The sequence below is a fragment of the Azospira restricta genome (genome assembly GCF_016858125.1).
GTDB classification, from domain to species: domain Bacteria; phylum Pseudomonadota; class Gammaproteobacteria; order Burkholderiales; family Rhodocyclaceae; genus Proximibacter; species Proximibacter restrictus.
Window position 1 is genome coordinate 2,299,806 of sequence record NZ_CP064781.1, and the last position, 24,110, is coordinate 2,323,915.

Sequence of the window (24,110 nt, forward strand, 5' to 3'; positions counted from 1 at the left end):
GCGAGGGGGCATTCATTGTGCCTCGGCGGTGCCGTCGAGGCCGGAGCGCGGCGGGCAGGCGGGGCGGTGGATGTCGTCGAAACACCAATGCCATGGCTCATATTGGTAGCCCTGCGGATTGCCGACGGGATACGAGAGGCGGTAGCCGAACTCGGCCGCATGCGCGCTGAGCCAGGAAAATGCCATGGTTTGATCGAACTCGGTTTCAAGCGGCCGACAGCCGGGAGTCGATAGGTCGATGGCGCGCCCGGTGTGGTGCTCGCTGAAGCCGGGAGGTGCGCAAACGGACAGGATTGTGTCGATCGCCGTGCCGCGTTCCCGCTTTCGCCGAACGATCTCGAACTGGCGGTCGATGCTGCGGAAGGCCGAGACGATGAAGAGCGAGACGCCGTCGGCGAGGGCTGCGGCCTTGAGATTGCGCCAGGCGTTTGCCGCTGCCGGGGTCAGCAGATGGTCGCGTCCCCCGGCGCCGGCTTCGGCAACTTCGAGGACGCTCGCTTCCGTGTGCTCGCTCAAGCCGCGCGCCGCTATCTGTTCGCCGGTTATCCCCAGCTCGCTACAGAGCGCGGCAAGGCGTGGATTCATCGCGTTCAGGCGCCGGGCACTTGCGCGGGGAAAGCGGGAAAAGGGGCCCGCAGGGTGCAGAGGGCTTTGGGGTTCATCGGCGGCAATCCTTTTGGTTGATTGACGAGAGGATGGGGCTCATTGCGCCTTGGCGGCGCCGTCGAGGCCGGTACGCGGTGGGCAGGCGGAGCGGTGGGAAAGGCACCAGTCGATGGTTTTCGCTGCGACGGGGATCGGTCCGTACCACTGTTGGACGCCGGCATAGCCTCCGTATTGATTCAGCCAGACGATGCCGTTCTTGCGATCGATCACGGCCCAGTAGCCGAAAGCGTCGCTGACCATGGCGTGTTGCGCACAATAGAGGGAGACGTGTTCGGGCTTGCTGTCGGTGTCGGCACTCGGCAGCTTGTCGATGCGGGGAAGCGACGACAGCGGCCGGCCATTCAGGATGGTGTTCAGCGAGCAGGTTTCTTCGGCGTGTGAGGCGGAAAGCGTCGCGCAAGCGGCGAAGAGCAGGCTGAGTATTTTCATGCGCTTAACGGGCAAGATTGGAGGAGTCGCTTGCTGTCGATTTGTGGTGGGCAAGCTGGCTAGAGACCAGAAACACCCAACCGTTGCTCATTTGCTCCCGGATCACGATGGCTCGCGTTCGCGGGAGGCACGAAGGCTGCATTCTCGAAAAATCCCCCTTGCTCCGTGGGTGTTCGGTGTAGGCTGCCACTTCCCGGCCTTGCGTGAAAACCAGGACGTTGATGCCCTCATTTCCCGCGATCGACGTGTTGCGTTCGGCGTCCCACGCGAAGCCAAGTACCTGTTCCGCATGCGCGTTGGTCGTGTAGGGCTTCAGTACGCAAATCCTTTCCCATGATGCGGGACCGATCTGCGCCAAATCGATATGCGTTGCCGGTCGGGCTTTGAGCAGCGCTTCGACTTGCGCGCTGATGCTCGCGTCGCCGCTGGTGCAACCAGACAACAACAAGCAAGTCAGCGCGGCCGCCAAAAGGGCTTTGGCCTGGTGGGAGGTGCGCATGGCTTTCCCGGCGCTCAGTGGGCGTTCCGGCGGCTGGGTCCGGTGCGACTCTGCCTACGCATGCGGCACGCGCCCGCCGGCCGGCGACCAGTTCTCCCACGGCACGTCCTGGAAGCAGACCATCAGGTTTTCCGGGTCGAAGCCGGTCGCCGCCAGGCGCTCGACGATGCCGTTGAGAATCTGCTTCTTGACCTTGACGCTGCGGCCGGTGCCGAGAAGGATTTCGACGAGGACGAAGTCGTCGGTGCGGGCGGTGCGCACGTCGGGGAAGGTCGGGTCGTAGTGGAAATCGTCGCCGTCGAGTTCGAGCACGCGGTGGAAGCGGTCGTTGACGTTCACGCCGACCGTCACCAGCGCGGCCTGGATCGCCGACAGCACGGTCTTCTTGAATTCTGCGGTCTTCGGCTTGCGCACGGTGATGGTGACGATGGGCATGGCGGGGCTCTCTCCGGTGGCGTCGACGGTGCCGGTGCTCCTGCGGCAGGGCTTCGCGTCGGGCGCCGGTCTTGCCGTGAGCATACCATGCGTATGCTCGCGCTATTTTCGATTCGCCCAGTATCCCGGGCGTCGCCTGTGGTGCGCGACCGCCAGAATGCGGAGCTCCTCCGCTGTCGCTTGGTAGATGATGCGGAAGGGAAATCGGCGGAGCGAGTACTGCCGGCGAGTGCCTCGAAATGCCGCGCCGAGTTGAGGGTGGTCTAGAACGAGGTTCGCCGTTCGCTCGAACTCGGCGACAAACGCCAGACCGAGTTCGGCATTTGCCTTCAACGCATAGAAGGCGGCTGCGTCCTGCAGTTCGGCGAGTGCTGCCGGCGAAATGACGAGCTTCACTTAAGCGCGGCGCGAACCTGAGCCAGTGCGTCGGCGATGGGAACGGCTTGTACTGCGCCGCTCTCGATTTCCGCGATCCTGCGCTCGGTTTCAGCGGCCCACGCCTCTTCGATCTCCGCATCTTCGTCGAGGCTGGCGAGCAGGAGCTGGGCGAACGCCGCGCGCTCGCCCGCGGTGAGCTTGAGGGCCTCGGCTTCGAGCATTTCCAGTTGGCTACTCATAGCATGCCTCCAGTGGACGAGGGTAATTGTACTGCGATATCCACGCGGGCATTGCGGGTGACGACGGCGCTTCGTCCGCTGGCAGACGCGAGGCGCCGATGCCGTTCCCGGTGGATGGCTTCGCGATGGGTGCCGAGCGCTTCGGACGGTTTCATGGCTTGCCCTTTCCCGAGTGACTGCGTCCGGGGGCCGGTGCCCGCCTGGCCGGCGGCCGGCGCTTTCCGGAAGCATAGCACCCGGAATCGCGCTTGCTCAGCGCGCCGCGGTCACCACCATCTCCACGCGGTAGCCGGGGTTCGCCAGCCGCGCCTCGACGCAGGCGCGCACCGGCGCCGTGCCTTCGGGCACCCAGTCGTCCCAGACTTCGTTCATCGCCGCGTACTCGCGCATGTCGCTGAGGTAGATGGTGACCATCAAGAGGCGGGTCTTGTCGCTGCCGGCGCGGGCGAGCAGGCGCTCGATGCTGGCCAGCACCTCGCGCGTCTGCGTGGCGATGTCGGCGGTCAGCGTCTCCGGCACTTCGACCAGGTAGGCGGTGTCGCCGTGGGCGACGACGTCGGAGTAGCGGCGGGTGGTGCCGTGGCGTTCGATATCCATGCGTGGGGCTCCAGAAAGGAAAAGCCGGCCGCGGAATCGCGGCCGGCTTCGGTGGGCGCTGCGGTCGTTACGCGACGGCGACCGGAATCTTGCCGATCTTCGCCTGCCACTCCTTCGGGCCGGTGTTGTGCACCGAGGTGCCCGACGAGTCGACGGCGACCGTCACCGGCATGTCCTGCACCTCGAACTCGTAGATCGCTTCCATGCCGAGGTCGGCGAAGCCGACGACCTTGGCCGACTTGATCGCCTTGGCGACCAGGTAGGCGGCGCCGCCGACGGCCATCAGGTAGGCGCTCTTGTTGTCCTTGATCGCCTCGATCGCGACCGGGCCGCGCTCGGACTTGCCGATCATCGAGATGAGGCCGGTCTGCTCCAGCATCATGCGCGTGAACTTGTCCATGCGGGTCGCCGTCGTCGGGCCGGCCGGGCCGACCACTTCGTCGCGCACCGGGTCGACCGGGCCGACGTAGTAGATGACGCGGTTGGTGAAGTCGACCGGCAGCTGCTCGCCCTTGGCCAGCATGTCGGAGATGCGCTTGTGCGCGGCGTCGCGGCCGGTCAGCATCTTGCCGTTCAAGAGCAGCTTCTGGCCCGGCTTCCACGCGGCGACCTGCTCCTTGGTCAGCGTGTTCAGGTCGACGCGGGTGGCCGACTTGAGGTCCGGCGTCCAGGTCACCGCCGGCCAGTCCTCGAGCTTCGGCGTCGGCAGGTGGGCCGGGCCGGAGCCGTCGAGGTGGAAGTGGCAGTGGCGGGTGGCGGCGCAGTTCGGGACGAGGGCCACCGGCAGGTTGGCGGCGTGGCACGGGTAGTCGAGCACCTTGACGTCGAGCACCGTGGTCAGGCCGCCGAGGCCCTGGGCGCCGACGCCGAGCGCGTTGACCTTTTCGTACAGCTCGAGGCGCAGTTCCTCGGCGCGGGTCAGCTTGGCGCCGGAGGCGGCCTTGTCCTTCAGCTCGTGGATGTCGACCGGCGCCATGATCGATTCCTTGGCCAGCAGCATCGCCTTCTCCGGCGTGCCGCCGATGCCGATGCCGATGATCCCCGGCGGGCACCAGCCGGCGCCCATTTCCGGGATCTTCTTGAGCACCCAGTCGACCAGGTCGTCGGAGGGGTTGAGCATGGCGAACTTGGACTTCGCTTCAGAGCCGCCGCCCTTGGCGGCGCAGATGACCTCGACGCCGTCGCCCTCGACGATCTCGAAGTGCACGACGGCCGGGGTGTTGTCCTTGGTGTTCCTGCGGGCGCCGGCCGGGTCGGCCAGCACCGAGGCGCGCAGCGGGTTGTCCGGGTTGGCGTAGGCGCGGCGGACGCCTTCGTCGACCATCTTCTGCAGGCTCATCGTCGCGTCCGGCCAGGTGACGTTCATGCCGACCTTGAGGAAGACCATGCCGATGCCGGTGTCCTGGCAGATCGGGCGGTGGCCTTCGGCCGACATGCGGCTGTTGGTCAGGATCTGCGCGATCGCGTCCTTCGCCGCCGGCGACTCCTCGCGCTCGTAGGCTTCGCCCAGCGCGCTGATGTAGTCGAGCGGGTGGTAGTAGCTGATGTACTGGAAGGCGTCGGCGATCGACTGGATCAGGTCTTCCTGCTTGATGGCGGTCATGATGGCTCTCTCGTTCAGTGGTGTTTCGACTGGTGCTGCAGAATCAGCGTTTCGTTCATCAGCTTGTCCACCCAGGCCATGGCCGCGGCGGAGATGAGGAACACGACGTGGATGATCACCTGCCACTTGATCGTGTGTTCGCTCAGGTTGCTGGCGTTGATGAAGGTCTTCAGCAGGTGGATCGACGAGATGCCGATGATCGCCGTCGACAGCTTGATTTTCAGCACGCCGGCATTGACGTGCGACAGCCATTCCGGCTGGTCCGGGTGGCCTTCGAGGTCGAGGCGCGAAACGAAGGTCTCGTAGCCGCCGACGATGACCATGATCAGCAGGTTGGCGATCATCACCACGTCGATCAGTCCGAGCACGACCAGCATCACGTCGGCCTCGCTGATCGGCTTGCCGCCGAACGCGTTGTGCACGAGGTGCGAGAGCTCGATCATGAACAGGTAGCAATAGACCACCTGGGCAATGATCAGGCCGAGGTAGAGCGGCGCCTGGACCCAGCGGCTGGCGAAAATCGTGGTTTCGAGAACTTTGACGATTTGATTCATTGCTGAAGATGTGCGAAAAAAGAGCCCGGATTTTAGCACCGTCTCGATGTTGCAGTGCAGCGAAAGCCGCGCAGCCACAAGGTTTGCGTGTAAGCCCGCTGTAAGGCTTGGCGGGTCTAATCCGGAACGGTCCCGGAAGGCGGATGGTTAGGGAGTTCCGCCGGCCGGCTGCAGTCCCGCTGCCCCATCCCGGGCAATTTTCCGTTTCCGGCCCTACGGAATGAAGGAACGGGGCTTCCACCATACGCTCAGTCAACCTCATTAGGAGATGCTAAATGGCTATTGAATCCGTCCTGCAGGAAAACCGCGTTTTCGATCCCCCGGCGGATCTGGTGAAGAACGCGGCCGTTCCGGGCATGGAGGCGTACAAGGCGCTGTGCGCCGAAGCCGACAAGGACTACGAAGGTTACTGGGCGCGCCTCGCCAAGGAGCACCTGGTCTGGAAGCAGCCCTTCACCAAGACCCTCAACGAAGCCAACTACCCGTTCTACAAGTGGTTCGAGGACGGCAAGCTCAACGTCTCGTACAACTGCCTCGACAAGAACGTCGATGCCGGCCTCGGCGACAAGGTCGCGCTGATCTTCGAAGCCGACGACGGCAAGGTGACCCGGGTCACCTACAAGGAACTGCTGGCGAAGACCTGTCAGTTCGCCAACGCGCTGAAGGCGCGCGGCGTCAAGAAGGGCGACCGCGTCGTCATCTACCTGCCGATGTCGGTCGAAGGCATCGTCGCCATGCAAGCCTGTGCCCGCATCGGCGCCATCCACTCGGTGGTCTTCGGCGGCTTCTCGGCGCAGTCGATCCGCGACCGCGTCAATGACGCCGGCGCCGTCGCCATCATCACCGCCGACGAGCAGTGCCGCGGCGGCAAGGCGATCCCGCTGAAGCCGGCGGTCGACGAGGCGATCGGCCTCGGCGGCTGCGAGTCGATCAAGACCGTGTTCGTCTACCAGCGCACCGGCGGCGCCTGCAACATGGTTGCCGGCCGCGACATCACCTGGGCCGACGCCGTCGCCGGCCAGGCCACCACCTGCGAACCGGAGTGGGTCGAAGCCGAACACCCGCTGTTCCTGCTCTACACCTCGGGCTCGACCGGCAAGCCGAAGGGCGTCCAGCACTCGTCGGGCGGCTACCTGCTGCACGCGATCCTGACCACCAAGTGGACCTTCGACCTGAAGGCCAACGACGTCTTCTGGTGCACCGCCGACATCGGCTGGGTTACCGGCCACACCTACATCACCTACGGCCCGCTCGCCTGCGGCGGCACCGAGATCGTCTTCGAAGGCGTGCCCACCTACCCGGATGCCGGCCGCTTCTGGAAGATGATCCAGGACCACAAGGCCACCATCTTCTACACCGCGCCGACGGCGATCCGTTCGCTGATCAAGGCCGCCGACACCAACCCGGCGGTGGCGCCGAAGAACTACGACCTGTCCAGCCTGCGCATCCTCGGTTCGGTCGGCGAGCCGATCAACCCGGAAGCCTGGATGTGGTATTACAACAACGTCGGCGGCGGCAAGTGCCCGATCATGGACACCTTCTGGCAGACCGAGACCGGCGGCCACATGATCACCCCGCTGCCGGGCGTGACGCCGCTGGTGCCGGGTTCCTGCACGCTGCCCTTCCCGGGCATCCAGGCGACCATCGTCGACGAGACCGGTACCGAAGTGGACTGGGGCAAGGGCGGCTTCCTCGTCGTCAAGAAGCCGTGGCCGTCGATGATCCGCACCATCTGGGGCGATCCGGACCGCTTCAAGAAGTCGTACTACCCGGAAGACCTCGGCGGCAAGCTCTACCTCGCCGGCGACGGCGCGGTGCGTGACGCCAAGAACGGCTACTTCACGATCATGGGCCGCATCGACGACGTGCTGAACGTCTCCGGCCACCGCATGGGCACGATGGAAATCGAGTCGGCGCTGGTGTCGAACCCGAAGGTCGCGGAAGCCGCCGTCGTCGGCCGTCCGGACGACCTCACCGGCGAGGCGATCTGCGCCTTCGTCGTGTTGAAGGGCGCCCGCCCGAACGGCGACGAGGCGAAGAAGGTGGTCAAGGAACTGCAGGACTGGGTCGGCAAGGAGATCGGTCCGATCGCCAAGCCGAAGGACATCCGCTTCGGCGAGAACCTGCCGAAGACCCGTTCCGGCAAGATCATGCGCCGTCTGCTGCGTTCGCTGGCGAAGGGCGAGGAGATCACCCAGGACGTTTCCACGCTGGAGAACCCGGCGATCCTCGACCAGCTCAAGCAGGCCGCAGGTTAAGCAGGACATGCGCCGGCAGGGCTCCGGCCGGCGCATTCCGACCCGCTCAAGAGCATGGAGAATGCGGGCGGAGGAGACAGGGACGTGTTCAACTGGCCTACAATCACAGTGGATGCGTCCGGAGTTGAAGCGGAGGAGAGACCGCCTCATGTTGGCCGGCGCTGATTTCAGCGCCGGCCTTTTTATTTGTCCGCCTGGGAGGGCGAAGGGGGTATGAGTACACACGCGACCAGGATGCTGGTGGATGCGACGATCGAGGCGCTGCGCCGTCATTCGCCGTTCGACCGCATGGAGCGCGAGGCGCTGGCCTTCCTCGCCGAGCGCGCCAGGCTCGGCTACTTCCCGAAGGACTCGCACATCGTCACCCCCGAGATGGGGCCGGTGAATACCTTCTACATCATCCAGCGCGGCAAGGTGCTCGCCCGCCAGTCGGGCGAGATCAACGTCACCGAATACTCGTCGCTGACGCTGGGCACCGGCGAATGCTTCCCGATCGGCTCGGTGATGGCGCGCCGCGCCTCGACCAATTCCTACCTCGCGCTCGAGGACACCTTCTGCTACCAGCTCGCCGCCGACGACTTCGTGCAGCTGATGCAGATGAGCCAGCAGTTCAACCTGTTCTGCACGCAGTACATCGCGACCCTGCTCAACCAGTCGCGCCGCCAGCTGCAGGTGCAGTTCGCGCAGCGCGCCGCCGAGCAGCAGTCGATGAGCTCGCCGCTGTCGGCGATCATCACCAAGGCGCCGGTCTCGGTCGCGCCGGAGACGCCGATCCGGCAGGTGGTCGAGACCATGGTCTCCGGCCACGTCGGTTCGATGGTGGTGGTCGACGAGAACCGGCAGCCGATCGGCATCTTCACGCAGTCGGACGCGCTGAAGCGCATCCTGCTCCCCGGCCTGTCGCTCGATCGCCCGATCGCCGACGTGATGTCGCCGCATCCGCACGCGCTGTCCGAGCATGCGCATGTCTACGACGCGGCGCTGGCGATGGCGATGCACAGCGTGCGCCACGTGCTCGCCGTCGACGGCGAGGGACGGCTGAAGGGCGTCGTCTCCGAGCGCGACCTGTTCACGCTGCAGCGCGTCGGCCTGCGGCAGATCCGCCAGTCGATCGAGGGCGCGCAGAACATCGCGGTGCTGAAGCAGGCCGGTGCCGACGTGCGCCAGCTGGCGCTCAACATGCTGGCGCAGGGCGTCGGCGCCGAACAGCTGACGCAGTTCATCTCGGCGCTGAACGACACCGTGACGCGACGCGTGATCCAGCTGAACCTCGCCACGCACGACCTCTACGGCATCGAGTGGGCCTGGCTGTCGTTCGGCTCGGAAGGGCGCGACGAGCAGACCTTCAGCACCGACCAGGACAACGGGATCATCTACATCTGTCCGGACATCATGAACCGCGAGGAGCTCGAGCTGCGCCTGCTCGGCTTCGCGCAGGACGTGAACCGCGACCTCGACGCGGTCGGCTTCCCGTTCTGCAAGGGCAACATCATGGCCAGCAATCCCGAGCTGTGCCTGACGCTGGAGGCCTGGGAGGAGAAGTTTTCGAAGTGGATCCGCGTGCCGGAGCCGAAGGCGCTGCTGAACGCGTCGATCTTCTTCGACTTCCGCGCGCTGCACGGCGCGACGCACCTCGCCGACCGGCTGCGCATGAGCCTCCTGAACATGGTCAAGTCGCAGGGGGTTTTCCTGCGCATGATGGCCGGCAACGCGCTCACGGTGCAGCCGCCGCTGGGCAAGATCCGCGATTTCGTGACCGACTTGAGTCCCGACCATCCCGGCTGCATCGACCTGAAGACCTACGGCGCGCGACTGTTCATCGACGCGGCGCGCATCTTCGCGCTGGCCACCGGCCTCTACAACACCAACACCGTGCAGCGCATCCGCCTCGCCGGCCAGCGCCTGGGCATGGCGCCCGACGAAACGGCGGCGATCGTCGAGGGCTTCAACTTCATCCAGCTGCTGCGCTTGCGGCACCAGCATTTCGAGAACGAGCACGGCCGCCCGGGCGACAACTTCATCAACCCCGAGCAGCTGAACGAACTCGACCGGCGCATCCTGAAGGAGTCGTTCCGCCAGGCGCGCAAGCTGCAGCAGCGGCTGAAGCTGGACTACCAGGTGTGACGCGATGCGCTGGCTGAAGAACCTGTTCGGCGGCGGCGAGACCTTTGCCGCGGTCGACCTGCCGCCGGCGCAGGCGGCGGCGCTGGAGGCCTGGCGCCAGCGGCCGGCCGAGGACTTCACGCAGCCGCACTTCCGCACGCGCTACGTGGTGGTCGACGTCGAGGCGAGCGGGCTCAACATGCTCAAGGACAACCTGATCTCGATCGGCGCGGTGGCGGTCGGCGGCGGCCTGATCGACCCCGCCGACAGCTTCCAGGCAGTGCTGCGCCAGGAGCAGGTCAGCTCGCACGAGAACATCCTGATCCACGGCATCGGCGGCAGCGCGCAGCAGGACGGCATGGAGCCGGCGGCGGCGCTGCTCGCCTTCCTCGACTACATCGGCAAGGCGCCGCTGGTCGCCTACCACGCCGAGTTCGACCAGGCGATGATCGACCGCGCGCTGCAGCGCTACCTCGGCGTCTCGCTTGAGCTGCCGTGGATCGATCTCGCCTGGGTGCTGCCCGAGCTGTTCCGCGAGCGCATCGATGCGCAGGTGCAGCTCGACGACTGGCTGGGGCTGTTCGGCATCGGCAACTTCCTGCGCCACAACGCGGTCGCCGACGCCTACGCGACGGCGCAGCTGCTGCAGGTGGCGCTGACGCGCGGCGCCGCGCGCGGCAAGGAGTCGGCGCAGGTGTTCATGGACACCGAGAAGGCCAGGCGCTGGGTGCGCCGGGGCGGCTAGGACGGAGCGGACGGCGGGATGAACTCGGAACTCGCGGATCGGCTGCGCCGCTACTACCTGGCCTACACGGGCGGCTTCGTGGCGCTGATCGCGCTGCTCGCGCTGCTCGAACGGCACGGGATGCCGCCGCGCTGGATCGGCTACGCCTTCCTCTTCTTCACGATCATGATCTACGCGGCGATCGGCATCATGAGCCGCACCGCCAACGTCTCCGAATACTACGTCGCCGGCCGCCGCGTGCCGGCGGTGTTCAACGGCATGGCCACCGGCGCCGACTGGATGAGCGCCGCGTCGTTCATCGGGCTCGCCGGCACCCTCTACCTCTCCGGCTATCAGGGGCTGGCCTACGTGATGGGGTGGACCGGCGGCTACGTGCTGGTGGCGCTGTTCCTCGCCCCCTACCTGCGGAAGTTCGGCCAGTACACGATTCCCGACTTCCTCGCCGCGCGCTACGGCGGCAACGCGGTGCGGCTGGTCGGCGTCTTCGCCGCGGTGCTGGCGTCCTTCGTCTACGTGGTCGCGCAGATCTACGGCGTCGGCCTGATCGCCAGCCGCTTCGTCGGCCTGCAGTTCGAGATCGGCATCTTCCTCGGGCTGGCCGGCATCCTCGTCTGCTCCTTCCTTGGCGGCATGCGCGCGGTGACCTGGACGCAGGTCGCGCAGTACGTGATCCTGATCATCGCCTACATCGCGCCGGTGACGCTGCTGTCGATGAAGGTCACCTCGGTGCCGGTGCCGCAGCTGGTCTACGGCGAGGTGCTGGAGAAGGTGCGCGTGCTCGAGACGCAGATCTTCCACCTGCCGGCAGAAGAGGACGCACGCCGCCGCTACCAGCAGCGCGCCGACGCCTACGCCGGGCGCATCGAGCGCCTGCCGGCCTCGCTCGTCGAGGAGAAGCAGCAGCTGTCGGCGGCGATCAACGAGCGCAAGCTCGATGCCAACGCGTCGATGCGCGAGGTGCTGGCGCTCGAGCGGCAGCGCCGCGAGCTGCCGGCGACGCCGGAGGCGGCGCGCGCGAAGTGGGGCGAGGCGAAGCAGGCGGCGCTGGAGCGGGCGGCGGTACCCAGCCACCACGCCGAGGCCTTCCCCGGCGCCAGCGAGGAGCAGCGCAACGCCGCGCGCATCAACTTCCTGACGCTGGTGTTCTGCCTGATGGTCGGCACCGCCGCGCTGCCGCACATCCTCGTCCGCTACTACACGACGCCGAGCGTGCGCGAGGCGCGCAAGTCGGTGTTCTGGTCGCTGCTGTTCATCCTCGCGTTGTACCTGACGGCGCCGGCCTACGCGGTGTTCGCCAAGTACGAGATCTACCTGCATCTGGTGAACAGCGAGATCGCCAGGCTGCCGGGGTGGATCGCCGCCTGGGGCAAGCTCGGCCTGGTGTCGATCGAGGACATCAACGGCGACGGCCTGCTGCAGCTCGCCGAGCTGACGCTGAACCCGGACGTCATCGTGCTGGCGACGCCGGAGATCGCCGGCCTGCCCTACGTCGTCTCCGGGCTGGTCGCCGCCGGTGCGCTGGCGGCCGCGCTGTCGACCGCCGACGGCCTCCTGCTGACGATCACCGGGGCGCTGTCGCACGATGTCTACTACAAGGTGATCCGGCCGCAGGCGACGACGCAGTGGCGGCTGGTGATCTCGAAGTCGCTGCTGCTGGTGGTGGCGGTGATGGCGGCGATGGTCGCCGCGCAGAAGCCGGCGACGATCCTGTCGATGGTCGCCTGGGCCTTCTCGATCGCCGGCGCTTCTTTCTTTCCGGCGCTGGTGCTGGGCATCTTCTGGCGGCGCGCGAACAAGCCCGGCGCCATCGCCGGCATGCTCGCCGGGTTGGCGATGACCCTCTACTACATGCTGCGCGTGCAGTTCGACAACATCCCCTGGCTCGGCCTGCACGGCATCGGCATGGAACCCTGGCTGGAGGTGCAGTCCACCTCGGCCGGCGTCTGGGGGGTGCCGGTCGGCTTCGTCGTCATCGTCGTCGTCAGCCTGCTCACCGCCCCGCCGCCGCCGCAGACGCAGGCGCTGGTCGAGCGTCTGCGCTACCCGGTCGGCTGAGCGTCGCACAAATCAAATTCCTGACAGCTTCGTCAGTCTTGTAAGTTTCGTGAAAGGTAGCTGGCGGAGTCTTGTCAGCCAAGATCGGAATTGACCTGAATCAAAGCTTTGTCCGTTCCGTCTCTTTGGGGAAGCAGCCGCGTGGCATCAGACCGGAACAGCGGCCGCGTTCCCCGCAGTGCCGTGCCGTGTCAGTCGGGCGGTACGGTCGTATGCAATCGGAAGACTTTCTTAGGAGGAGGGACCCTTCCATGCAGTTGACTCAAAAGCATGTGGAGTACTGGCACAAGAATCTCGCTGTGACCGGGATACTCCTGTTCATCTGGTTCGTCGTCACCTTCGTCGCATCGTTCTACGCGCGCGAGCTCAACTCCGTCGTGATCCTGGGCTTCCCGCTCGGCTTCTACATGGGGGCGCAGGGTTCGCTGGTGGTGTACGTGCTGATCATCTGGTACTACGCCCGCTACATGAACAAGCTGGACCAGGAGTACGGGGTCCACGAAGGGGAGGATGACTGATGGCCCAGACCCAATCGCAATTCGCCGCCCAGCTGAAGAAGTACTACACCTTCTACACCGGCGGTTTCGTCGCCTTCGTGATCGCGGTCGGCATCCTCGAGTTCGCCGGGGTGCCGAACAAGATCCTCGGCTATATCTTCCTCGCCGCGACCATCCTGCTCTACGCCGGCATCGGCTTCATGTCGAAGACGGCGGACGTGTCGGAGTACTACGTCGCCGGCCGCCGCGTGCCGGCGCTGTTCAACGGCATGGCCACCGGCGCCGACTGGATGTCGGCGGCGTCCTTCATCGGCATGGCGGGTACGCTGTACCACGCTGGCTATGACGGACTCGCCTTCATCATGGGCTGGACCGGCGGCTACTGCCTGGTGGCGCTGTTCCTGGCACCGTACCTGCGGAAATTCGGGCAGTTCACGATCCCGGACTTCCTCGGCGCGCGCTACGGCGGCAACATCCCGCGCCTGATCGGCGTGCTCGCCGCGATCCTCTGCTCGTTCACCTACGTGATCGCGCAGATCTACGGCGTCGGCCTGATCACCAGCCGCTTCACCGGCCTCGAGTTCACGCTCGGCGTCTTCGTCGGCCTCGCCGGCATCCTCGTCTGCTCGTTCCTCGGCGGCATGAAGGCGGTGACCTGGACGCAGGTGGCGCAGTACATCATCCTGATCGTCGCCTACATGATCCCGGTCGTCTGGCTGTCGGTGAAGCACACCGGCAACCCGATCCCGCAGATCGCCTACGGCCAGCAGCTGCAGAAGGTCGGCGAGCGCGAGAAGGTGCTCAACGACAAGGCCTCGCCCGACGGCGCCAAGGAGGAGAGCGTTCGCCAGATCTTCCGCGACCGCGCCGCCGCCGCCGACGCCAACCTGAAGGCGCTGGAGACCGGCGGTGCCGCCTACCTCGCGGCCGAGAAGGAGAAGCTGGTGGCGAAGGTCACCGAGCTGCGCACCACCGGCGGCGACGCCAAGGCGATCGAGGCGGCCGAGAAGGCGGTCAAGGACTATCCGGCGACGCCGGCCGACGCGAAGAAGGCGTGGACCGCGGCGAAGGCCGCCAACACCGCCAAGGCGGCGCCGATCAAGTCGCACGCCGAGCCGTTCCCGGCCAAGGACGACAAGGCGCGCGACGTCGCGAAGAGGAACTTCCTCGCGCTGATCCTGTGCCTGATGGTCGGTACCGCCGCGCTGCCGCACATCCTGATGCGCTTCTACACGACGCCATCGGTACGTGAGGCCCGCGTCTCGGTGTTCTGGTCGCTGTTCTTCATCTTCCTGCTCTACTTCACCGCGCCGGCGCTGGCCGTGCTGGTCAAGTACGAGGTCTATTCGAACCTGGTCGGCACGTCGTTCGCGCAGCTACCGGCATGGGTCGCGAACTGGGCCACGGTGGACAAGACGCTGATGGCGATCACCGACATCAACAAGGACGGCCTCGTCCAGCTCGCCGAGATCACCATCGGCGGCGACCTCGTCGTGCTCGCCACGCCCGAGATCGCCGGCCTGCCGTACGTGATCTCCGGCCTAGTCGCCGCCGGCGGCCTGGCCGCCGCGCTGTCGACCGCCGACGGCCTGCTGCTGACGATCGCCAACGCGCTGTCGCACGACGTCTATTACAAGATCATCGACCCGAACGCGCCGACGACCCGCCGCCTGGTGGTGTCGAAGTCGCTGCTGCTGGTGGTGGCGGTCCTCGCGGCCTACGTCACTTCGCTGAAACCGGGCGACATCCTGTTCCTGGTCGGCGCGGCGTTCTCGCTGGCGGCGTCCGCCTTCTTCCCGGCGCTCGTCTGCGGCGTGTTCTGGAAGCGGGCGAACAAGCTCGGTGCGATCCTCGGCATGTCGCTGGGCCTCATCATCTGCGCCTACTACATGTACCTGACCTATCCGTTCTTCGGGGTCAATGCGCCGAAGTGGTGGGACATCAACCCGATCGCTGCCGGCATCTTCGGCATCCCGGCCGGCTTCATCGGCATCATCATCGGCACGCTGATCACGCCGGCGCCGTCGAAGGAAGTGCAGGAGCTGGTGGACCATGTCCGCTACCCGAGCCTGGAAGGCGACATCAACACCGCCGGGGCGTAAGCAACCTCCTGGCTTGTCGAGTGCGCAAGCCAGACTTCAAGGCCCGCTTCGGCGGGCCTTTTTTGCGACAACCGAGGGCAAGACAGGATCCCGGCGCGGCGTCCGCGCCGCCCGGGGCGTCCTCGGCGAAGGTCTAGAAGGGAAGGGTGGTGATCAGGTCGTCGAATTCATCGCTGCCGGTGTCGCGGATCAGTGCGTTCGCCCGTTTCGGGTCGAAGCCTTTCAGTTCCTTGATCGCGGCGCGCGCACGGGCGAGGTCGCCGGCGTGGTAGCAGGCCATCCCCAGCTGGTAGCGTGCCTCCGAGTTCATCGGTTGCAGCCGGGCAGCCTCCTCGAAGGCCTTCACCGCGTCCTGGTGCTCGCCGAGGGCGGCGTGCGCCATGCCCATGCCGTACCAGGCACGGTCGATCGTCGGCTGCAGGCGGACGCTCTCGCGGAAGGCGTCGATCGCCTCGCGCCGGCGCCCGTCGCGTTCGCGCACGAAGCCGAGGTTGAACCAGGTTTCGGCGTGCTCGGGTTCGAGGCGGACGGCTTCCTCGAACCAGTGCACGGCGTCGCCCATCGCCTCCTTGCCGGCCTTGATGCAGCCGAGGCTGCGCGCGGCGGCGGCGGTCGGATGGTGGCGGTAGGCGGTGACGTATTCGTCGTAGGCGAGTTCTTCCTTACCGATGAAATGGAACAGCCAGGCGCGCGTCGAATGGCGCCATTGTTCGAAGTTCATTCCGCTTTGTCTCCTCGTCGGCGGGATGGTTAGAATGTTTGAAACCTTTATGGAAGCCACATGGTAAACACTGAACTGCTGCTTGTCAGCGTGCTCCGGTCGCTGGTCGAAGTGGCCGGATTCTTCCTGCTCGGGCAGGGGCTGCTCTACGTCCTCGCCGGTGCCTCGCGCGAGAAGAACGGCGTCTATCAGTTGTTCCGCATCGTCACCAGCCCGGTACTGCGCCTGGTCCGTCTGCTCACGCCGCGCCTGGTGATCGATCGCCACATTCCGTTCGTCGCCTTCTTCCTGCTGTTCTGGCTGTGGATCGCGTTGGCCTACCTGCGGCGGATGATCTGCGCGGCCAATGCGCTGGCGTGCTGACGGCGGCGGGCGAGGGTATCGACGTGCAGGGTTTTTGAGCGGCGGCGCCGCAGAGCGCCCGTTTTCCATCGGATGATCGAGGTCGAGGAGGACATATGAATCCGGCAGCCATTTATGTCAGGACGGACAAGGGGGCCGGCGAGGTCGCCCAGCGCAGCCAGGCGATCCCGTCGCGCGCGCGCTCGCTGTTGATGCTGATCGACGGCAAGGCGAGCGGCGCCCAGCTGCTCGACAAGTTCGCCGCCTATCCGAACGCCGCGGAATTCCTGCAGCTGCTCGAGGACGGCGGCTATATCGCCGCCGTCGCCGGCGCACCGCCGGCGGCGTCCGCGGCGTCCGCGGCGGCTCCGGCCCAGGAGGAGCCGGGGCTGGCCGAGGCCAAGCGGCTGCTGGTGCAGACGCTGCTCGAGGTGTTCGGCCCCGATGCCGACCAGTTCACCGGCAAGGTCGACGCGGCGCGCACGCGGGCGGAGCTGCGCGCGGTCGGCGAGAAGTACCGCGACCTGATCGCCGATTTCGGCAAGCGCAAGAAATCGGAAGCCTTCTGGCAACGGTTCGAGCCGTTGGTGCCGGCGGCGTGAGCGGCTTCGGCGCGGGCGGCAAAAACCTTGGTCGCTGCAGCCGCCTTCTGGTAGAATGCGCGCCTTCCGGAGAGGTGGATGAGTGGTTTAAGTCGCACGCCTGGAAAGCGTGTTTGGGATAATATCCCAACGCGGGTTCGAATCCCGCCCTCTCCGCCAGGACACGACAACGAGAAAACCCGCAAGGCTGACGCCCTGCGGGTTTTTTTATTTCCGCTGCCGGCCGGCAGGTGGTTGTGGATTCCGTTCTGCGGCAAGGACTTGCCCGACGCTGGGTATGCTATTTGCTCAATTTTTGATGACGGGTGGCGCTGCCGGGCCGATTTTGCGGTACAAGTCGGCGCGGAGGCTCCGGAAAAGCTGCGATGGGTGGAGCGCTCGTCCCGGTATCGGGAGATAATTTCCACTTTCGGGAATGGTTGGGGTTCGCGGTCATGGTCAAGCTGATGGACGTCAAGATCTGGGTACGGCTGGTCGTGTCTATCCTGCTGGCGGTGATCGTTTCCGGCGCCGGCCTGATCCACTGGGCGACGCTCGAGCAGCGCAAGATCGCCGAGGAGCAGGCGCGCGACATCGCGATGAGCGTGCACCAGGTGACGCTGGCCGGCCTGACCGGGATGATGATCACCGGCACCATCTCGCTGCGCTCGATCTTCCTCGACCAGATCAAGGAAACCAACCACATCGAGTCGATCAAGGTGTTCCGCAGCGAGGCGGTGGTCAAGCAGTACGGCCCCGGGCTCGAGGGCGAGATCCCGACCGACCCGGCCGAGCACAACGTGCTGCGCCACGGTACCCCGCAGTTCGACGTGTTCCGCGGCAAGGACGGCAGCGAGCGGCTGCGCGCGGTGATCCCGGCGATCGCCTCGGAGAATTACCTCGGCAAGAACTGCACCTTCTGCCACGAGGTCACGCCCGGCACCGTGCTCGGTGCGGTGAGCATGGAGGTCTCGCTGGCCAAGGCGCACGAAACCGTCCGCGAGTTCAGCAAGAATGCGCTGATCGCCGCCGCCGCGCTGTGCGTGCCGCTCGGCCTGTTCATCTGGTTCTTCACCTCGCGCCTGGTGACGCGGCCGATGCGCCGCATGACCGAGGGCCTGCAGCGCATCGCCGCCGGCGACATCGACGACATCCAGTTGCTGCCGGAGCGCGGCCGGGACGAGGTCGGCCTGGCGACGACGGCGTTCAACCGCGTGATGGGCAAGGCCTACGAGCTGATCCAGCAGCAGCGGTTGTCGCGCATCGTCTTCGATTCGTCGCTGGAGGGGATCACCGTCACCGACGCCCGGGCGCGCATCCAGATGGTGAACAAGGCCTTCTCCGACACCACCGGCTACTCCGCCGAGGAGGCGATCGGGCAGACGCCGGCGCTGCTCAAGTCGGGCAAGCAGGGCGAGGAGTTCTACCACGAGTTCTGGAAGGTCCTGTCCGAGAAGGGCGAGTGGCGCGGCGAGATCTGGAACCGCCGCAAGAACGGTTCGATCTACGCCGAGTGGCTCAACATCAGCGCGGTGCGCAACAAGCGCGGCGAGGTCGAGCACTACGTGGCGATCTTCTCCGACATCACCGAGCGCAAGCAGCGCGAGGAGATGATCACCTTCCAGGCTTTCCACGACGGGCTGACCAAGCTGCCCAACCGCATCCTCTTCCGCGACCGCCTCGAGCAGGCGCTGATGCAGGCCAAGCGCCACAAGACGCGGACGCCGGCGGTGATGTTCCTCGACCTCGACCGCTTCAAGCAGATCAACGACACCTTCGGCCACGACGCCGGCGACCTGCTGCTCAAGGAAGTGGCGGCGCGGCTGCGGCAGTGCGTGCGCGGCACCGACACCGTCGCCCGGCTGGCCGGCGACGAGTTCACGGTGCTGCTGCCGGAGATCTCCGAGGAATCCGACGCGCAGGCCGTGGCAACCAAGATCCTGGCGGCGATGCAGGTGCCGATCGACATCGGGCCGGAGTCGCGCGTGGTCACCACCAGCATCGGCATCGCCATGTACCCGCGCGACGGCCGCGACGTCGACACGCTGATGAAGCGTGCCGACGCGGCGATGTACAGCGTCAAGGGCAGCGGCCGCGCCAGCGTCGCCTTCTTCTCGCCGGAGCTGGTCGGCATGCCGTCGCGCCACGCCGAGATGGAGGCGCGCCTGCGCCAGGCGGTGCTCGAGCGCAGCTTCGTGCTGCACTACCAGCCGATCTTCGACCTGCAGAGCGGCGCGATCCACGGCCAGGAGGCGCTGCTGCGCTGGCAGGTCGCCGCCGACGAGCTGGTGCTGCCGGAGGAGTTCCTGCCGCTCGCCGAGGAGACCGGCCTGATCGTCAAGATCGGCGAATGGGTGCTCGAGTCGGCCTGCCTGCAGGCGCGCGCGTGGCAGGGTGGCGACGCGGCGGTGGCGATCGCGGTCAACCTGTCGGCGCCGGAGTTCCGCCGGCCGGACCTGGTCGAGATGGTGCGCAACACGCTGAAGCGCACCGGCGTTTCGCCGCAGCTGCTCGAACTGGAGATCTCGGAGAGCCTGGCGATGCAGGACGTCGACTACGCGGCGCGGACGATCCGTGCGCTGGCCGACCTCGGCGTCGGCGTCTCGCTCGACGACTTCGGCACCGGCTACTCGAACATGACCGCGCTGCGCCGGCTGCCGGTCAGCGCGCTGAAGATCGACCGCAGCCTGCTCATCGAGCACGGCGCCGACCCGGCCGGCTACGCGATCCTGACCGCGATCTTCGGCGTCGCGCATGCGCTCGCGCTGCGCATCGTCGCCGAAGGGGTGGAGACCGAGGGCCAGCTCGCCGTGCTGCGCGAGCTGGCGTGCAGCCGCGTGCAGGGCAACCTGCTGGGCGCACCGGTGAAATCCTGAGCGGCGCCGGCGGGCGCGGAAGAACGGCCGGCTGTCCGGCCCTGGTCCGTCAACCGGGGGCGCGGCCTACTGCAGCGTCGTCGGGCAGGGACTGAGCCGCCAGCGTTCGAGCTCGTCCGGCGGCAGCGGGCGCGAGAAGAAATAGCCCTGCGCCTCGTCGCAGCCGAGCTCGGCGAGCAGCGCCAGCGAGGCTTCGCTCTCGACGCCTTCGGCGACGACCTTGAGGCCCAGGTTGTGCGCGAGGCCGATGGTCGACTCGACGATGATGCGGTCCTCGCGGTTGTGGTGCATGCCCATCACGAACGAGGCGTCGATCTTCAGCTTTTGCACCGGCAGCCGGCGCAGGTAGGCGAGCGACGAGTAGCCGGTGCCGAAGTCGTCGATCGACAGCGTGACGCCCAGGTTGCGCAGCCGGTGTAGGATGCTCATCGCCTTCTCCGGGTCGGCCATGATCGCGCTCTCGGTGATCTCGAATTCGATCAGCTCCGGGGCGACGCGGTAGGCGCCGAGCAGGCGGCCGATGTCGTCGGGCAGGCCGTCCTCGAGCAGGTTGCGCGAGGAGAGGTTGATGGCGACGCTGGTCTCGTGGCCGTCGTCGGCCCAGGTGCGCCACTGGCGCAGCGCGCCCTCGATCACCCAGTGCGTCAGCGGCCGCATCAGGTCGGTGAATTCCGCGTGCGGGATGAAGTGGCCGGGCGGCACCATGCCGCGCAGCGGGTGGCGCCAGCGCAGCAGCGTCTCGTAGCCGACCAGGGTTTCGCCGGCGAGCCCGACCTTGGGCTGGAAGTAGAGCTGCAGCTCGTCGTTGCGGATCGCCGAACGCAGGTCGTTCATCAGCGTCAGCTGGTCCTGCGAGTAGGTGTCGATCGCCGGCGAGTAGACCGTGTAGCTCTGTGCGGTGTCCTTGGCGTGGTACATCGCGATGTCGGCGCAGCGCATCAGCGACGCGGCGTCGGCGCCGTGCAGCGGGTAGCGGGCGATGCCGACGCCGGCACCCACCTCGAGGTTCATGCCGGAGAGCTCGACCGGCTGCCGCAGCGTCTGCAGGATTTCCGGTGCCAGGCGGTCGATCGCGCTGTCCGGGGCGAGTACGGCGAACTCGTCGCCGCCGAGGCGGGCGACCTGGCAGCCGTCGCGCTCGAGCGTCGCCTTCAGCCGGCTCGCCAGCTGGATCAGCAGTTCGTCGCCGATGCGGTGGCCGAGCGTGTCGTTGATTTCCTTGAAGCGGTCGAGGTCGATGAAGATGACGTCGAGCGCGACCTCGGGCGTGTCGGCGATATGGCGGTCGATCTCGGCCGCCAGCCAGTTGCGGTTGTAGAGCTGCGTCAGCGGGTCGTGGTGCGCCTGGTACTCGAGCGCCCGCATGTACTTGAGGCGGTCGGTGACGTCGTGCACCAGCGAGCTGAGCGCGACGGTGCGGCCGCTGGCGTCGGTGATCGGCGCGTTGTACCACTCGCATTCGATCGTCGCGCCGTTCTTGGTGACGTTGGTGTCGGTGCTGCGGTGGCTCTCGCTGCGGCTGAAGAGCGCCTTCATCACGCCGTCGACGCGATGGCGGTAGCGTTCGGGAACGATGAACGAGGCGTGCTGGCCGATCGCCTCGTCGCGGCGGTAGCCGAAGATGCGCTCGGCGGCCGGGTTCCAGGCGACGACGCGGAAGTCGGCGTCCCAGTCGATCACGGCGAGCGGCGTCGCCGAGATGTGCAGCTCCAGCCGCTGCAGCGAGTCGCGCAGGCGGTTCTCGGCCTGCCGCCGTTCGGTGATGTCGTCGTAGGTGGTGAGCAGCATGCGCTGGCCGCCGGAGGTCACCATCCGGCCGGAGACGGCGACCTGGCGGATGTCGCCGTTGGCGCGCCGCATCCGGACTTCCCGCGGCTGCGTAGCGCCGTAGCGGCTGGCATCGCTGTTGTAGTCGTCGCGTTCCTGCGGGATCACCCACAGTCCCAGCTGGTTGCCGCTCTTCCCCTGCGCGGTCTCCGGCGGGTAGCCGAAGTTGTGCAGCCAGGCCGAGTTCCAGCGGGTGGCGACGAAGCCGTCGGCCTCGGTGGTCACCGACATCGCCACCGGCGCCTCCTCGAACATCTGCTGGAAGCGCGCCTCGCTCTCGACCAGGCGCTGCTCGGCGAGCTTGCGGGCGGTGATGTTGCGCCCGGTGCCGCGGTAGCCGGCGAACGCGCCCAGCTCGTCGAACACCGGCTCGCCGGAGACGCTGATGTAGCGGACCTCGCCGTCGTCGCGGCGGATGCCGTAGACGAAGTCGCGGAACGGCTGGCGCGCCTCGAGCAGGCCGCGGTGTGCCGCCCATTCGGCGTCGTTCAGCGTGGTGTCGAGGTCCCAGCGGCAGCGGCCGATCAGCTGGTCGGGCTTGAGGCCGACGATGCGCTCCATGCCGCTGGTCAGCGAGGTGAAGCGGTAGTCGGCGTCCTGCGTCCAGAACCAGTCCGAGGACAGCTCGTTCATGCTGCGCAGCATCGCCTCGCGCTCGCGCAGCTCGCGCGTCCGCCGCTCGACCTCGCGGCGCAGCAGCAGCGGCTGGCGAAACTGGATCGCCGCGGTCAGCGTGAACAGGAAGACGAAGAGCGCCGCCAGCCCCAGCTTGAGCGCGAGCCCGCCCGGGTCGTCCCAGCCGTCGATCGGCGCGACGCTGAGCGTCCATTCGCCGTTGGGCACCGTCAGCGTGCGCTCGACCGGGGCCGCCAGCGCGTCGAGCGAGGCGGCGATGGTCTGCCGTTCGCCGCTGTCCGGATGGATGCGCCACAGCCGGTAGTGGTAGCCGTCGCGCAGCAGCTTGCCGAGGCCGGCGCTCTCGATCGCCTCGGGGAAGCGCACCAGCACCGTGGTGAAGCCCCAGAAACGCGTCCCGCCGGCGGCATCGGGGAGGAACACCGGCAGCCGGCCGACGACGCCCATGCCCCCCTGCAACAGCTTGAACGGGCCGGCCAGCGTCAGCTTGCCGGTGTCGCGGGCGAGGAAGGCCTCCTTGGTGCGCGCCGGGTCCTTCAGCAGGTCGTGGCCGATCGCCGGCTCGTTGCCGGCGAGCGGAACGATGTCGCGGATGATCCCGTTCGGCGCCAGTTGCAGGGCCGACACCGCCGGGTAGATCTGCAGCATCTGCCGTGCCGTTTCCTCGAAATTGTCGATCTCGCCCTGCCCCTGGCGGACCAGCGCGGCCAGCGCGTAGGTCGCCGACAGCGCCTGCTGCAGCGTCTGGTCGAGATGTTGCACGTGGTCGGTGGCGGCCTGCGCGGCGATCGTGCGCGCCGCCTCGAGGCGGCGCTGCTCCGACTGCCAGACGATCAGGCTGCCGACCAGCGCCGCCAGCAGGCCGGCGAGTCCGACCGCCAGCAGCAGGCGGCGCCGGTCCTTGGCGTTGTTGTCGGAGGGGGCGGTGGTGTTCTGCATCGGGGTCATGGGGCGCCGTCGAAACGGAGAACCCCGTCGATGCTACGCCGCTTCCGGGATCCGGTGAAAGCGCGGCAGCGGCCGGGGTGGGGCTCCTCAACGTTCGGTTTACTTGCCGGCGATCTCCGCTTTCACCATTTCGCGGAACAGGCAGATGCCGCGTTCCGCGTCGAGCGGGCGCCAGGCATCGCAATGCGGCGCGACGCAGGAATTCATCAGCGGCGGCCTGCCCTTGTGGCGTTGCCGGGCGAGCGCGGCAACGCCGGCGTCGGCGTCGCCGAGCAGGTCGGGCAGCGGCGATGCGCTGTTCTCGTGCAGGGAGCGCAGGCACCAGCGATTCAGCGAATTCCGTGTGGTCCAGGCCATGGTCTTTTCTCGTGCCTCCCTCAGCTTACTGTGAGGCAGCATTCGTGCCAGCCGGCACGCTGTGGCAGCGGTTGCAGGAATAGAAGGTGATGAAGGCGACGCGGTCGTGGCACATGCCGCAATACTCGCCGCGGAAGATGTCGGCCATGCGGATCGGGTTGGCGCCCTTCTGCGCCTTGAACGGTGCCGGATGGCAGTTCGAACAGGCGAGCCACAGCGTGTGCGACAGGTGCGGGAAACGCACGTTGGGCATTTCCTTGGTGTTCTTCATCACGATGTCGAGGTCGAGCAGCTCCGGCCGGGCGTCGCCGCGCAGATTGTAGCGCGGCGTGATCCTGGCCTCGCGCAGCGCGCGCATCCAGTCGGGAAAGCCGACCGCGTCGTAGGGCAGGTGGCGCGTCGCCTCCTCGATGCGCTGCAGCTTGTTGCGGTCCGGGTTGGCCTCGTCGTAGAACTGCTGCTGGTCGAGAATCCGCCGCGCCTGGTGTGTTTCGGTCGCCGGCGCCGCCGCGGCGGGCACGCTCGCCGGCGCGGCGGCATCCGCCGCCGGCTTCACCGCGCGCAGGAAGGCATGGCCGTCGCCGGTGGCCAGCAGGAGGAACAGGAACCCGCTCAGGCCGGTGAGGAGGAGAGAAGGCCGCCGGCGTCGGAACGGGTTCATG

22 protein-coding genes and 1 tRNA gene are annotated in these 24,110 nt (G+C 67.0%); 10 read left to right on the forward strand and 13 right to left on the reverse strand.

Annotated elements, in window-relative coordinates; genetic code table 11:
• Window positions 1–12: 12 nt before the first annotated feature.
• The 9 genes from IWH25_RS11330 to IWH25_RS11370 form a co-directional block, all read right to left on the reverse strand.
• Complete coding sequence (locus IWH25_RS11330) at window positions 13–516, reverse strand: M15 family metallopeptidase (protein ID WP_203385915.1); 504 nt, start codon at window positions 514–516, stop codon at window positions 13–15.
• A 186-nt stretch (window positions 517–702) separates the two neighbouring features.
• The gene (locus IWH25_RS11335) at window positions 703–1,095 is read right to left on the reverse strand and encodes a hypothetical protein (RefSeq protein ID WP_203385916.1); all 393 of its coding nucleotides are present in this window, start codon (window positions 1,093–1,095) and stop codon (window positions 703–705) included.
• Between the two features lie 4 nt (window positions 1,096–1,099).
• Complete coding sequence (locus IWH25_RS11340; protein ID WP_203385917.1) at window positions 1,100–1,594, reverse strand: hypothetical protein; 495 nt, start codon at window positions 1,592–1,594, stop codon at window positions 1,100–1,102.
• A 54-nt stretch (window positions 1,595–1,648) separates the two neighbouring features.
• Complete coding sequence (locus tag IWH25_RS11345; RefSeq protein WP_203385918.1) at window positions 1,649–2,029, reverse strand: tautomerase family protein; 381 nt, start codon at window positions 2,027–2,029, stop codon at window positions 1,649–1,651.
• A gap of 102 nt (window positions 2,030–2,131) precedes the next feature.
• Window positions 2,132–2,425, reverse strand: a complete 294-nt coding sequence (locus IWH25_RS11350) for a type II toxin-antitoxin system RelE/ParE family toxin (RefSeq protein WP_203385919.1) — start codon at window positions 2,423–2,425, stop codon at window positions 2,132–2,134.
• Window positions 2,422–2,646 (reverse strand): addiction module protein, encoded by a 225-nt coding sequence (locus tag IWH25_RS11355; protein WP_203385920.1) that lies wholly within the window; start codon window positions 2,644–2,646, stop codon window positions 2,422–2,424. The genes IWH25_RS11350 and IWH25_RS11355 overlap by 4 nt, the downstream gene beginning before the upstream one ends.
• A 252-nt stretch (window positions 2,647–2,898) precedes the next feature.
• Window positions 2,899–3,243: a RidA family protein gene (locus IWH25_RS11360; protein ID WP_203385921.1), complete on the reverse strand. Its 345-nt coding sequence runs from the start codon at window positions 3,241–3,243 to the stop codon at window positions 2,899–2,901.
• Window positions 3,244–3,310: 67 nt separating this feature from the next.
• Window positions 3,311–4,846: a fumarate hydratase gene (locus IWH25_RS11365; protein WP_203385922.1), complete on the reverse strand. Its 1,536-nt coding sequence runs from the start codon at window positions 4,844–4,846 to the stop codon at window positions 3,311–3,313.
• Between the two features lie 14 nt (window positions 4,847–4,860).
• Entirely contained in the window at window positions 4,861–5,400 is a 540-nt protein-coding gene (locus tag IWH25_RS11370; RefSeq protein ID WP_203385923.1) for a TIGR00645 family protein, read from the reverse strand.
• A 275-nt stretch (window positions 5,401–5,675) separates the two neighbouring features.
• Between IWH25_RS11370 and acs the strand changes: the two genes are divergently transcribed.
• From acs to IWH25_RS11400, 6 genes are all read left to right on the forward strand, one after another.
• A complete protein-coding gene (acs, locus tag IWH25_RS11375; RefSeq protein ID WP_203385924.1) occupies window positions 5,676–7,658 on the forward strand; it encodes an acetate--CoA ligase in 1,983 nt (660 codons plus the stop codon).
• A gap of 213 nt (window positions 7,659–7,871) precedes the next feature.
• On the forward strand, window positions 7,872–9,782 hold the full coding sequence (locus IWH25_RS11380; RefSeq protein ID WP_203385925.1) for a DUF294 nucleotidyltransferase-like domain-containing protein: 1,911 nt from the start codon (window positions 7,872–7,874) through the stop codon (window positions 9,780–9,782).
• Between the two features lie 4 nt (window positions 9,783–9,786).
• Window positions 9,787–10,506 carry a 3'-5' exonuclease gene (locus IWH25_RS11385; protein WP_203385926.1) on the forward strand — a complete coding sequence of 240 codons (720 nt, stop codon included), beginning with the start codon at window positions 9,787–9,789 and terminating at the stop codon, window positions 10,504–10,506.
• A gap of 18 nt (window positions 10,507–10,524) precedes the next feature.
• Window positions 10,525–12,561 carry a sodium:solute symporter family protein gene (locus IWH25_RS11390; RefSeq protein ID WP_203385927.1) on the forward strand — a complete coding sequence of 679 codons (2,037 nt, stop codon included), beginning with the start codon at window positions 10,525–10,527 and terminating at the stop codon, window positions 12,559–12,561.
• A gap of 299 nt (window positions 12,562–12,860) precedes the next feature.
• On the forward strand, window positions 12,861–13,079 hold the full coding sequence (locus tag IWH25_RS11395; protein ID WP_338022662.1) for a DUF4212 domain-containing protein: 219 nt from the start codon (window positions 12,861–12,863) through the stop codon (window positions 13,077–13,079).
• Complete coding sequence (locus tag IWH25_RS11400; protein WP_203385929.1) at window positions 13,079–15,160, forward strand: sodium:solute symporter family protein; 2,082 nt, start codon at window positions 13,079–13,081, stop codon at window positions 15,158–15,160. Before IWH25_RS11395 ends, IWH25_RS11400 begins: the two co-directional genes overlap by 1 nt.
• A gap of 133 nt (window positions 15,161–15,293) precedes the next feature.
• Here IWH25_RS11400 and IWH25_RS11405 read toward each other — a convergent pair whose 3' ends face one another.
• The gene (locus IWH25_RS11405) at window positions 15,294–15,881 is read right to left on the reverse strand and encodes a tetratricopeptide repeat protein (RefSeq protein WP_203385930.1); all 588 of its coding nucleotides are present in this window, start codon (window positions 15,879–15,881) and stop codon (window positions 15,294–15,296) included.
• 60 nt (window positions 15,882–15,941) lie between these two features.
• Between IWH25_RS11405 and IWH25_RS11410 the strand changes: the two genes are divergently transcribed.
• The 4 genes from IWH25_RS11410 (at window position 15,942) to IWH25_RS11425 (ending at window position 19,680) form a co-directional block, all read left to right on the forward strand.
• On the forward strand, window positions 15,942–16,244 hold the full coding sequence (locus IWH25_RS11410) for a hypothetical protein (RefSeq protein ID WP_203385931.1): 303 nt from the start codon (window positions 15,942–15,944) through the stop codon (window positions 16,242–16,244).
• A gap of 95 nt (window positions 16,245–16,339) precedes the next feature.
• Entirely contained in the window at window positions 16,340–16,825 is a 486-nt protein-coding gene (locus IWH25_RS11415; protein ID WP_203385932.1) for a hypothetical protein, read from the forward strand.
• A gap of 68 nt (window positions 16,826–16,893) precedes the next feature.
• A tRNA-Ser gene (locus IWH25_RS11420) sits at window positions 16,894–16,984 on the forward strand.
• Between the two features lie 275 nt (window positions 16,985–17,259).
• Complete coding sequence (locus IWH25_RS11425; RefSeq protein ID WP_203385933.1) at window positions 17,260–19,680, forward strand: putative bifunctional diguanylate cyclase/phosphodiesterase; 2,421 nt, start codon at window positions 17,260–17,262, stop codon at window positions 19,678–19,680.
• Between the two features lie 66 nt (window positions 19,681–19,746).
• On the opposite strand, the gene IWH25_RS11430 is transcribed toward IWH25_RS11425, so the two are convergent.
• The 3 genes from IWH25_RS11430 to IWH25_RS11440 form a co-directional block, all read right to left on the reverse strand.
• On the reverse strand, window positions 19,747–23,091 hold the full coding sequence (locus IWH25_RS11430; RefSeq protein WP_203385934.1) for a bifunctional diguanylate cyclase/phosphodiesterase: 3,345 nt from the start codon (window positions 23,089–23,091) through the stop codon (window positions 19,747–19,749).
• 99 nt (window positions 23,092–23,190) lie between these two features.
• On the reverse strand, window positions 23,191–23,448 hold the full coding sequence (locus IWH25_RS11435; protein WP_203385935.1) for a hypothetical protein: 258 nt from the start codon (window positions 23,446–23,448) through the stop codon (window positions 23,191–23,193).
• Between the two features lie 25 nt (window positions 23,449–23,473).
• Window positions 23,474–24,109 (reverse strand): c(7)-type cytochrome triheme domain-containing protein, encoded by a 636-nt coding sequence (locus IWH25_RS11440; RefSeq protein ID WP_203385936.1) that lies wholly within the window; start codon window positions 24,107–24,109, stop codon window positions 23,474–23,476.
• Between the last annotated feature and the right edge of the window lies 1 nt (window position 24,110).